Consider the following 12,032-nt stretch of genomic DNA (forward strand, 5'->3'; position numbering starts at 1 on the left):
TAACCATTTGGCTAACTCTTTTTTGTTTTCTTCTTGTTACTATGTGTCTTACGATACTGGCTTGGTGTTTGGTCGTAATAGTGTTTAAATTGGCGGTTAAAATTGGATAGGTTATTAAAACCAACATTAGTAGCAATTTCCAAAACTGGTTTAACGCTATTACGAAGCTCCTCGCAAGCAGCATTGAGTCTTGCTTGAATGATAAATTCTGTACAAGAGGTACCTGTATGTTGCTTAAAAATCGTCATAAAGTGAGTCTTACTATACCCCATAAGCTCTGATAACTTTTCAATAGTCAGATTTTCGGCATAATGTTGATTAATATAATCAATGATTTCCCGAATCTTTTCATTCTTACGATAATGATCATCAGAAGTTTTGCGCTCTACCAAACGATAGAAGTAGAGGAGGTAAATTAATTCTTCTAGTTTTGACTTGAGAAGGAGTTCATAGTGACGATCTTTCTGACGAATCATTTTAAAAATCTCAAAGAGGAGAGCTTTGATTTCCCTATACCCCTCGTCTGACGGTCTCAGGCATTGTTTAAACTTGAAATTAGAATTCTGTAAAGGCTGTAGGTAGCGTAGACTAAGCGGGTCCACCAGCGACTGTCCCAGCATATCCAAATGAAAATGTAAGGTGTCCGTATGATGAGGCTGATTATCTACGGGGTGAATCGAATGAAGGCCATTCGGACGTATTAAAAAGATATCTCCAGCCTGACTGTCAAAATAGTCATAATCAATGTGATAACGAGCTGTCCCCTCATAAACGTACTGAATCTCAAGTTCAGGATGCCAATGAAAAAGAATATCAGGGCGTCCATTTTCAACCTTAGTTTCCGTCAGTCGAAAAGGAAGCAGATTATCGTCAAAGTCTATCAAATGTTTAAAATCAGTATCAGTAGTTGCTTGACTCATGACAAACCTTTCAAAATCATAGGATAGTACCATGATAGCATTTTCTTTCTTAAAAAGCATGAGGTAATCGTCTTATGGTATTGATAGGTTTTAGTTTACATAACTTTATTTCTGTATTTATGATACAAAAAATAAAAAGATGACAGAGCATCTTTTTTACATAAATTTAGTTATGTTTATTTTCCTAGACAGAACTGGCTAAAGAGTTGCGTAATGAGTTCATCTGGGGCAGCATCACCAGTGATTTCTCCCAGAATTTCCCAAGTACGTGTCATATCTACTTGTAAGAGGTCAACAGGCATGCCTAATTCAAGACCTTGATTGACTGCTTCAAGGCTTTCGAGGGCTTTTTCAATGAGTGAAATGTGACGGGCATTTGAGAGATAAGTAGCATCTTTCTCCACTAGACCAGCATTATCAAAGAAGAGTTGATTGATGCGATCTTCAATTTTGTCGATGTTTTCATTCTTGAGGACTGAAATCGGAATGACATCTTCAGGAAGCTCTTCCATTTGGATTGCTTGTGGAAGGTCTGTCTTATTTAGGAGAATGATTCGATTGCTATTTTGGCTGATTTCGAGTAATGTACGGTCTTGCTCAGTTAACGGTTCAGAGCTATTAAGGACAAGAAGAACCAGGTCAGCCTCTTCAAGAGCTTTCTTAGAACGCTCCACACCAATTTTTTCAACAACATCGTCTGTGTCACGGATACCAGCGGTATCAATTAACTTAAGTGGAACGCCTTTGATATTAACGTATTCTTCAATGACATCACGTGTTGTACCCTCAATGTCTGTAACGATAGCCTTCTCCTCACGTAGGAGATTGTTAAGAAGGCTAGATTTTCCGACATTTGGACGACCAATGATTGCCGTTGAAAGACCTTCTCGTAGAATTTTTCCTCGTTTGGCAGTAGCCAGAAGATTTTCTAGAAGTGCTTGGAACTCTTGAGTCTTTTCACGGACAAGATTTGTAGTAACTTCTTCAACATCATCATACTCTGGGTAATCAATATTCACTTCGACTTGAGCCAAAGTGTTAAGGATTTCTTGGCGAGTGTTGTTAATGAGATCCTTGAGCGAACCATCAAGTTGAGAAACGGCAACGGCCATAGCCTTATCAGTTTTAGCACGAATCAAATCCATAACAGCTTCGGCCTGGGTCAAGTCCACACGACCATTCAAGAAGGCACGTTTGGTAAATTCTCCAGGTTCGGCCATACGAGCGCCAGAACGGATAAGGAGTTGAAGGATTTCATTGGTTACAGCGACACCACCATGGGTGTTGATTTCTACGACATCCTCACGCGTAAAGGTCTTTGGTGCACGCATAACACTGACCATGACTTCATCAATGGTTTCATCATTTTCCACGATATGACCGTAATTGATAGTATGTGAAGCGACCGTTTCTAAATTTTTTCCTTTGAAAACCTTATTAGCAATAGCAACTGCATCGGTTCCAGATAGGCGAACGATACCGATAGCACCTTCACCTAAAGGTGTTGAAATTGCAGTAATCGTATCAAATTCTTTGGTAATTGACATAGTTATTCCTTTGGATTTTTTCTCTATTAGTTGTAAAATGATTTAATTTCATTGTAACGCAAAAGACCAGTAGTAGCAAGGATTGGTGCCGATAAAGTCAAGAAAAAAGAGCCTAGGCTCTTTTTGTTTATTTGTGACGTTCAAAGTAAGATTTAGTTTCTTTGAAGATGATTGGTGAGAGGACAAGAAGGGCAATCAAGTTAGGCAAAGCCATCAAACCGTTTACGATATCCGCAATTTTCCAAACAACATCAAGTGTAAGGTAACCACCAAGGGCAACCATGACCACAAAGATAAGGCGATAGAGTGGGAGGAATTTAGTTGATTTGAAAATGAATTCGAAACAACGTTCACCGTAGTAAGACCAACCCAAGATTGTTGTAAAGGCAAAGAGAACCAAAGAAAGTGTTAAGGCAATTTCACCAAATGTACCAAAAACAGAAGAGAAGGCAGCTTGTGTCATTGGGGCACCTTCTAGGCTACCTGACCATTGACCCGTTACAAGGATGGCAAGACCAGTAAGCGTACAGATGATAATCGTATCAATGAAAGTACCTGTCATTGAAATCAAACCTTGTTCAACTGGTTCTTCGGTCTTAGCAGCAGCTGCAGCGATAGGAGCTGATCCAAGACCTGACTCATTTGAGAAGACACCACGCGCAATACCAAGACGCATTGCAACCAAGACTGTTGCACCAGCAAAACCACCTACAGCTGCTTTACCAGTAAAGGCAGATTGGAAGACCATTTCAAGGACTGGAAGAAGTTGATTAAAGTTAGTAAAGATAACCACAAGAGCTGCCAAGATATAAAGCCCAGCCATAAATGGTACGACCTTTTCAGAAACTTTAGAGATAGATTGGATACCACCAAAAATGATAGCAGCAGTGATAAAAGCAAGAATGACACTTACGATTTTTGGTGACCAGTCAAAGCTATTTTGAAGTGAAGCGGTGATTGAGTTAACTTGAGAGAAAGTACCAATCCCCAACCATGCAACTAGCACACCTGCAAAGGCAAAGAAGTAGGCCAAGGGTTTAGCGATTGTTTGCCATTTCCCAGAAAAACCGTGTGTGATGTAATACATTGGACCACCAGAAACATTACCTTGGTCGTCAAGTGTACGGAATTTAATAGCCAAAAGACCTTCGGAATATTTAGTTGCCATACCAAAGAAAGCGGCAATCCACATCCAGAAAAGGGCACCAGGTCCACCCGTTTTGATGGCAGTAGCTACACCGACAATGTTACCTGTACCAACAGTTGCAGCAAGAGCCGTTGCAAGGGCTGCGAAACTAGAAATATCTCCTTCCCCTTTATCTTCAGAAAAGATAAGTTTAAAAGCTTTAGGAAGACGAAGAACTTGCAAAAGACCAAGACGAATTGTAAGGTAAATCCCAGTTCCTACAAGAAGGACCAGAAGGGGAGGACCCCAGACAAAATCATCAATGGTAGTAAAAAAGTCTAACATAAATTTACAATCTCCTTTAACCGAGACGTCAAAAAAGAGGTTTGGCTTAACCAGACCTCTGAGAATACAAAGCTATTACTACAAGTTAAAAAACTTGCGATGCTTTCTGTCCTTTTACCTGAGAGTTTCGGTTGTTACCCCTTGCCCCTTCGGTGTCTTGTTTACAGCTAAGGCTGCTTCAAGATCTCTCCAGAAGTCCGTCAATCACCAGTCATCCTGATGACATCACTCGGTTCTTATTTTATTGTGATTATATCTTATCGAAAAAACCGAACAGTGTCAACACTAATTTTCATCAAAAGTATAAAAATCCGAATATTATTCTTTAGCATGTCTTCCCCCAAAGCTAGAAAAAGCTAAGAATATGGGTAATCTTAAGCAAAGTACTTCCAATAAAAACAAACAATTATCTTCTAAAGTTATTTCAGATCCATTATGAATAGAGTCTGCATTTTCATCCAAAAAATGATAAAATAGTAGAGCCTATTTTTGAGAATGGAGAATATGATGAACCCATTATTAACTGGTATGAATGACAAACAGGCCGAAGCCGTCCAAACGACTGAAGGGCCTTTATTGATTATGGCTGGTGCAGGATCTGGGAAGACACGTGTGCTTACCCACCGCATTGCCTACCTCATTGACGAGAAAATGATTAACCCCTGGAATATCCTAGCCATTACCTTTACCAATAAGGCAGCTCGTGAGATGCGTGAACGTGCTATGGCTTTAAATCCAGCAACTTCAGAAACCTTGATTGCAACCTTCCATAGTATGTGCGTGCGAATTCTTCGTCGTGAAGCGGACCATATTGGCTACAACCGAAACTTTACTATCGTAGATCCTGGGGAACAACGTACTTTGATGAAGCGTATTCTCAAGAATCTGAACCTAGATCCTAAGAAGTGGAATGAACGTGCCATCTTAGGGACGATTTCCAACGCCAAAAATGACCTCTTGGATGAAGTGGCCTATGAGCACCAGGCCGGTGATATGTACACCCAAATTGTTGCTAAATGTTATAAGGCCTATCAAGAAGAGCTACGTCGTAGTGAAGCTATGGATTTTGACGATTTGATTATGATGACTTTACGTCTCTTTGACAAAAATCCTGATGTCCTCGCCTATTATCAGCAACGTTATCAGTACATTCACGTGGATGAGTACCAAGATACCAACCATGCTCAATATCAGTTGGTAAAACTCTTGGCTTCTCGCTTCAAGAATATCTGTGTCGTAGGTGATGCGGACCAATCAATCTACGGTTGGCGTGGGGCTGATATGCAGAATATCCTTGATTTTGAGAAGGACTATCCTGAAGCTAAGGTAGTTCTCTTGGAAGAAAACTACCGTTCAACCAAGAAAATTCTTCAAGCAGCCAACGAAGTTATCAAGAATAACCGCAATCGCCGTCCAAAGAAACTTTGGACACAAAATGATGACGGTGAACAAATTGTTTATTACCGTGCTAATGATGAGCGTGATGAAGCTGTTTTTGTTGCTTCAACAATCGACAATATTATTCGTGAAGAAGGTAAGAACTTTAAGGATTTTGCTGTACTCTACCGTACCAATGCTCAGTCTCGTACTATTGAAGAAGCCTTGCTCAAGTCAAATATTCCTTATACCATGGTTGGTGGTACCAAGTTCTATAGCCGTAAAGAAATCCGTGATGTCATTTCTTACTTAAACTTGATTGCCAATCCTGCGGATAATATTAGCTTTGAACGTGTGGTTAATGAACCTAAACGTGGAGTCGGACCTGGTACACTCGAAAAAATTCGTACCTTTGCCTATGAGCAAAACATGAGTCTCCTAGATGCATCAGCTAATATTATGTTGTCACCGATCAAGGGGAAAGCAGCTCAGGGCGTTTACGATTTTGCTAACATGATACTGAATCTACGTGACCAGCTAGACGGGCTAAGTATTACTGAAGCGGTAGAGGCTGTTTTAGATAAGTCTGGTTATCTGGATGCTCTTTCTATGCAACAAACACTTGAAAGTCAAGCACGCATTGAAAATATCGAAGAGTTCATGTCTGTTACTAAGAATTTTGATGAAACCAACTCCGATGGTACGGAAGATGAGACTGGTATTGACCGTTTAGGCCGTTTCTTGAATGATCTAGCTTTGATTGCTGATACGGACGATGGTGATATGGAAGCAGCAGAAGTAACCTTGATGACCCTCCATGCTGCTAAAGGACTTGAATTTCCAGTTGTCTTCCTTATCGGTATGGAAGAGGGAGTCTTCCCTTTGTCTCGTGCCTCAGAGGATCCAGAAGAACTCGAAGAAGAGCGTCGCTTAGCTTACGTAGGTATTACCCGTGCTGAAGAGATTCTTTTCCTTACCAACGCTAATACACGTACGCTTTTCGGTAAGACTAGCTATAATCGTCCTAGCCGTTTCTTGCGTGAAATTTCAGATGATTTATTACAATATCAAGGTCTAGCACGTCCAGCCAATTCATCATTTGGTGTTCGTTTTACAAAGGAAGAGCCAACACAATTTGGTCAAGGCATGAGTTTACAACAAGCGCTTCAGACCAGAAAAGCAAATGTACAACCTCAAAGACATACTGGTGCTCAGCCATTTTCAAAAGCTACTGGCGGACTACCTTTTGGTAAGACTTCAGACTCTGGCAATTCAGCTACTGACTGGGAAATCGGAGATATCGCTCACCACAAGAAGTGGGGAGATGGGACCGTCCTAGAAGTAACTGGAAGTGGCAAGACACAAGAACTTAAGATAAAATTCCCAGAAGTTGGACTTAAAAAAGTTTTGGCAAGCGTAGCACCTATTGAGAAGAAATAGAAAGGGACCGAAAGGTCCTTTTTAATAAGCCTTCCCTATCACATTGATAAAAAATTTCTATTAGACAGCTAGCTTTTCTGGGTGTAGAATGAAAGCAACTTTTGTTTTGGAGGACACCCATATGTCACGAGAATTTTCATTTGAAACCTTACAATTACACGCTGGACAAACACCTGACAAGGAAACAAAATCACGTGCGGTTCCAATTTACCAAACGACTTCATATGTTTTTGACGATGCTCAAGAAGGTGAAGATCTCTTTGCCCTTAGAAAACCGGGTAATATTTACACACGTATTACCAATCCAACAGTAGCAGTACTTGAAGAACGTATTGCAGCCCTCGAAGGTGGTGTTGGTGCCTTGGCTACGGCTTCAGGTATGGCTGCTATCACCTATGCTATCCTTGGTTTGGCACATGCTGGTGATCATGTAGTTGCTGCGACAACCCTCTACGGTGGAACATTCAATCTCTTAAAAGAAACTCTTCCACGCTATGGTGTCACAACAACTTTTGTAGATGTTGACAATCCTGAAGAAATAGAAGCTGCTATCAAAGATAATACCAAACTTGTATTGATTGAGTCTTTGGGAAATCCGCTTATCAACATTCCTGATTTTGAAAAAATTGCTGAAATTGCTCACAGTCATAAGATTCCATTGGTTGCTGACAATACTTTTGGTACTCCATATCTCATCAATGTTATCTCCCATGGTGTAGATATCGTGGTTCATTCTGCGACTAAGTTTATCGGTGGACATGGAACAACTATCGGTGGCCTTATTGTCGATTCTGGTAAATTTGACTGGGAAGCTTCAGGCAAGTTCCCACAGTTGGTTGAAGAAGACCCATCTTACCACAATATCAGCTATACACGTGATGTTGGTCCAGCAGCATTTATCACTGCCCTTCGTACACAACTTTTGCGTGACACAGGGGCTGCCTTGGCACCTTTCAATGCTTTCTTGCTTTTACAAGGACTTGAAACACTTTCACTTCGTGTCGAACGCCACGTCGAAAATGCTAAAAAAATCGTAGACTTTTTGGAAAATCATCCAAAAGTTGAAAAAGTGAACTATCCTGGATTGCCATCAAGTCCTTACTATGACTTGGCACAAAAATACTTCCCTAAAGGACCAGGTTCTATTTTCACTTTCCATGTTAAAGGTGGGCAAGACGAAGCACGTACCGTTATCGATAATCTTGAAATCTTCTCGGATTTAGCTAACGTTGCTGATGCAAAATCTTTGGTGGTGCACCCTGCAACAACAACTCACCAACAATTGGCAGAAGCAGATTTGTTGGCTTGTGGTGTCACTCCAAATCAAATTCGTATCTCAGTTGGTTTGGAAAACGCAGATGATTTGATTGAAGATTTAAAACTAGCCCTTGATAAAATCTAAGTATTTTGATACTAAATATTTAAACCAGCTCTTTAGCTGGTTTTTTGTTATACTATCCCTATGAAATTTGTTTTTGATTTGGATGGAACCCTATGTTTTGATGGTATAACCATGTCAAAAGAACTACAAGAGGTTCTTTTAACAGCACCAAAATACGGTCATGAGATTATTTTTGCAACAGCACGCTCTTACAGAGACTGTCTTAGTATTTTGGAGGGAGAATTGAAAAAACTGACAGTAGTTGGCTTAAACGGTGGTGAAGTCTTTCAAGATGAACTATTAGTATCTCAATACACAATACCTTCTAATGCTCTCAGAACGATTGTTAGCTACTGTGATACCTATAACCTCCCTTATTTTATTGATGATACCTTTAATTATGCTATACAAAATCCTGATCAGATTCCTTTCCTTTCAAATGTTGACCCATTAAACAAAGCAAGGATTTTGCCTGTCCAAAAACTTAATAAGCCTATTAAAGCTGTTATTCCACTTGCAGAGCATGAGGATATACGAAAAGATCTTATCTTTAATCTAAACAAACTGGAATGTTTAGACCTTACTTACCATGATATCGAAAGGTGTCTCTACATTAATCCAAAAGGAGTGACTAAGGCTAGTACTGTTTTAAACCACTTTGGTAGAGACTTTGTAGCTTTTGGAAATGACCAAAATGATATTTCTCTTTTCAAATATGCTATATATAGTGTGCAAGTTGGCGATTATCCCTATCTGAAAGACTTTGCAGACGAAGTCATTCCTGCAATTAATACAGTGATTGCTGAAAAAATTAAACTACTGTTTGAAAAGTTCTAAACAAATGCTTAGGCTTCTTGCTCTATTTGCAGTACAATAGTAAAAAAGTATTGGAGGATTAACATGCCAACATTTATTGGAAAACCAGTTACAGTAGCAGAAGACAAACAACTTCAAGTTGGAGATACCTTGCGTGACTTTAATTTGACAGCAACAGATTTGACGAAAAAATCACTTTCAGAATTCGACGGTAAGAAAAAAGTTATCTCTATCGTTCCATCAATCGATACTGGTATTTGTTCAACTCAAACGCGTACCTTTAACAAGGAATTGTCAGAACTAGATGATACTGTAGTTATTACTATTTCAGTGGACCTACCATTTGCGCAAGCTCGTTGGTGTGGTGCTGAAGGCCTTGAAAATGCCATCATGCTCTCTGACTACTATGATAATAGTTTCGGTAAAGACTATGGTGTCCTTATTGAAGAATGGCACTTGTTAGCGCGTGCCGTTTTAGTAGCAGACGCTGACAACAAGATTACCTATGTCGAATATTTAGACAATATCAATACTGATCCAAACTATGAAGCGGCAGTAGCAGCAGTTAAAAGCTTATAAAAGGGGCCCCGGTCTCTTTTTTATTTTATCTTTCTTACAGTTTTTACTTGCAAAAGTATTAGCTTCTTGCTATTATTGTATAGCAATACTCAATATGGATAGTAAAATATAAAAAGGAGATTCAATGTCTGAAAAAGAAAGACCTCAACTGATTATTGATTACGAAGCTAACACAGACAAACTTGTTCGTTTAGGCGATGTTGTCGATCAATTTAAAGGAAAAGCCGTCCCTGCTAAGGCAGAACCTGGCGAATTCGCTGTCATTAATCTATCGGATATGACACCCAACGGCATTGCTTACGATGACCTAAAAACATTTTCTGAGGAACGTCGCAAACTTTTACGCTTTCTCTTAGAAGATGGAGATGTTCTTATTGCATCTAAGGGAACTGTTCAAAAAGTTGCTGTTTTCGAAGATCAGGGCAAGCGTGAAGTTGTTGCTTCATCAAATATCACAGTATTACGACCTAAGGAAAAACTTCGTGGTTTTTACATCAAGTTCTTTCTTGAGACAGATATTGGTCGTGCCTATTTGGACTATGCTGATAAGGGAAAGGCTGTCCTCAATTTATCGACAGCTGACCTCTTGGACATCAAAATTCCTGAGATACCGATTGTTAAGCAAGATTACCAAATTGCGGCCTACCTACGAGGTCGTGCCGATTTCCACCGTAAGATGGTTCGTGCAGAGCAAGAGTGGGAAAATATCCAACACAATGTTACAGAAGCTCTATTTGGAAATTAACCAAAAGCCAGCAAACTAGGATTTGTTGGTCTTTTTTTATTATTCTCGTGTATAATGGTAGTAGCAAATATGTTATTAGGAGGTCATTATGACTACCAACACCATAGATTTATCACAACCAGTCGCAACAATCATAAAAGAGCATCCAGAGGTTAAGGATTTACTGATTGACCTTGGTTTTAAGCCCTTGTCTAACCCAGCTATGCTAAATACTGTCGGTAAGGTGACCAGTCTAAAAGCCGGCTCTAAGTTAGCTAATATTCCCCTAGATAAAATCAAGCAAACCTTACTATTCAATGGTTATGATGTCATCGGAGACTAATATGGAAAACAATCGTATTCAAATACTCAAAGAAATACTTCTAGATTTACACCAGGGAGCCAGTCCCGAGAGTGTTCAAGAGCGCTTCAATCAACACTTCAGGGGAGTATCTGCCCTTGAAATCTCTATGATGGAGCATGAATTGATGTCTTCTGAAGATGGAGTTACCTTTGAAGATGTGATGAGCCTTTGTAATGTTCACGCGAACCTCTTTAAAGGAGCTATTGCAGATGTGGAAGTGGCAGACGCTGATCAAGAGGGCCACCCTGTCTATGTCTTTAAACAAGAGAATTTAGCACTACGTTCAGCTATTCTCCGTATCCGACGTATCATAGAAAATATCAGTAAGCCCGAAAATGAAGACTTTAAATCTGACCTAGTCAATGGACTTAAACATCAGATGTCTTTATTGGGACAATTCCATAACCATTACACACGTAAAGAAAAGCTCTTCTTTCCAATAATGGAGCGTTATGGTCATGATTCTCCTCCAAAGGTTATGTGGGGTGTAGACGATGACATCCGAAAACTCTTTCGAGATGCAGAAGCTAAACTAAAAGAACTTCCAGATGCTGATTTCGAAGAATTTTCAAAGTCCTTTGAAGCTTTCTCAGAAGAATTTGAAGCTATGATTTTCAAGGAAGAAGCTATCTTACTTATGATTCTGCTTGAAACCTTCACGCAGGATGATTGGCTTTCAATTGCCGAAGAAAGTGATGCCTATGGCTATGCAATTATAAAACCTACAGCCGTCTGGAAACCTAAGCGTGAGCGTTTTGAGAAAGACAATACGGAAACATCGCAAGAACAGTCAGGTCTGAGCACTGACGCACATACGGGCAATACCCGAATTATTGAAACCCCAGAAGGGCAATTCACCATCAGCTTCACCCCAAAACCAAAAACTGAAACTGTCGTTGATAGAGAAACAACGCAACCTTTTGGCAATGGTTATCTTTCTGTGGAGCAGGCCAATCTCATCCTCAATCATCTTCCTTTGGAAATCACTTTCGTCAATAAAGACGATATTTTCCAATACTATAATGATAATGTTCCTGCCAATGAAATGGTTTTTAAACGAACACCTAGCCAAATTGGACGCAACGTTGAACTTTGTCATCCGCCAAAAGTACTTGATAAGGTCAAGAAAATTTTTGAATTACTAAGGAGTGGTGAGCGTGACCAAGTTCCAATGTGGTTCAAGTCTGAACGTTTAGGAAAATTCGTCTATGTTACCTATGCAGCTGTTAGGGATGACAAGGGAGACTTTCAAGGTGTCCTAGAATATGTGCAAGATATTAAACCTTTCTTTGAACTAGAACGCGATCTTAAAAGAGATATTGATTAAAAAGCTAGCAGTCTTACGACTGCTTATGACTATAATACTCAAGAGGTTTGAGACTTTGCTCTCTGCCTCTTTATGTTTCTACCTAG

At 39.8% G+C, this 12,032-nt stretch carries 10 protein-coding genes and 1 riboswitch; of the genes, 7 read left to right on the plus strand and 3 right to left on the minus strand.

From position 1 onward, the window contains the following. Positions 1-11: 11 nt before the first annotated feature. The 3 genes from ADH51_RS07665 to ADH51_RS07675 form a co-directional block, all read right to left on the minus strand. Positions 12-953 (minus strand): AraC family transcriptional regulator, encoded by a 942-nt coding sequence (locus ADH51_RS07665; RefSeq protein ID WP_081721229.1) that lies wholly within the window; start codon positions 951-953, stop codon positions 12-14. A gap of 143 nt (positions 954-1,096) precedes the next feature. Beyond that, on the minus strand, positions 1,097-2,467 hold the full coding sequence (mnmE, locus tag ADH51_RS07670) for a tRNA uridine-5-carboxymethylaminomethyl(34) synthesis GTPase MnmE (RefSeq protein WP_048675770.1): 1,371 nt from the start codon (positions 2,465-2,467) through the stop codon (positions 1,097-1,099). 127 nt (positions 2,468-2,594) lie between these two features. Further along, positions 2,595-3,938 carry an alanine/glycine:cation symporter family protein gene (locus ADH51_RS07675; RefSeq protein WP_048675774.1) on the minus strand — a complete coding sequence of 448 codons (1,344 nt, stop codon included), beginning with the start codon at positions 3,936-3,938 and terminating at the stop codon, positions 2,595-2,597. Positions 3,939-4,034: 96 nt separating this feature from the next. Further along, a riboswitch (glycine riboswitch) is annotated at positions 4,035-4,141 on the minus strand. A 304-nt stretch (positions 4,142-4,445) separates the two neighbouring features. Here ADH51_RS07675 and pcrA point away from each other — a divergent pair. From pcrA to ADH51_RS07710, 7 genes are all read left to right on the plus strand, one after another. Beyond that, positions 4,446-6,755, plus strand: coding sequence for a DNA helicase PcrA (gene pcrA / locus ADH51_RS07680; RefSeq protein WP_048675776.1), 2,310 nt, complete (start codon positions 4,446-4,448; stop codon positions 6,753-6,755). A 121-nt stretch (positions 6,756-6,876) separates the two neighbouring features. Beyond that, a complete protein-coding gene (locus ADH51_RS07685; RefSeq protein ID WP_204373248.1) occupies positions 6,877-8,157 on the plus strand; it encodes an O-acetylhomoserine aminocarboxypropyltransferase/cysteine synthase family protein in 1,281 nt (426 codons plus the stop codon). Positions 8,158-8,217: 60 nt separating this feature from the next. Further along, the gene (locus ADH51_RS07690; protein ID WP_048675782.1) at positions 8,218-8,973 is read left to right on the plus strand and encodes an HAD-IIB family hydrolase; all 756 of its coding nucleotides are present in this window, start codon (positions 8,218-8,220) and stop codon (positions 8,971-8,973) included. A 63-nt stretch (positions 8,974-9,036) separates the two neighbouring features. Beyond that, positions 9,037-9,531 (plus strand): thiol peroxidase, encoded by a 495-nt coding sequence (gene tpx / locus ADH51_RS07695; RefSeq protein ID WP_037611582.1) that lies wholly within the window; start codon positions 9,037-9,039, stop codon positions 9,529-9,531. Positions 9,532-9,655: 124 nt separating this feature from the next. Next, positions 9,656-10,276: a restriction endonuclease subunit S gene (locus ADH51_RS07700; protein WP_048675785.1), complete on the plus strand. Its 621-nt coding sequence runs from the start codon at positions 9,656-9,658 to the stop codon at positions 10,274-10,276. Positions 10,277-10,364: 88 nt separating this feature from the next. Next, positions 10,365-10,598, plus strand: a complete 234-nt coding sequence (locus ADH51_RS07705) for a DUF1858 domain-containing protein (RefSeq protein ID WP_004182516.1) — start codon at positions 10,365-10,367, stop codon at positions 10,596-10,598. 1 nt (position 10,599) lies between these two features. Continuing rightward, positions 10,600-11,946: a DUF438 domain-containing protein gene (locus ADH51_RS07710; protein WP_048675787.1), complete on the plus strand. Its 1,347-nt coding sequence runs from the start codon at positions 10,600-10,602 to the stop codon at positions 11,944-11,946. Positions 11,947-12,032: the final 86 nt, after the last annotated feature.

The sequence above is a fragment of the Streptococcus sp. 449_SSPC genome (genome assembly GCF_001073005.1).
GTDB lineage: Bacteria > Bacillota > Bacilli > Lactobacillales > Streptococcaceae > Streptococcus > Streptococcus salivarius_F.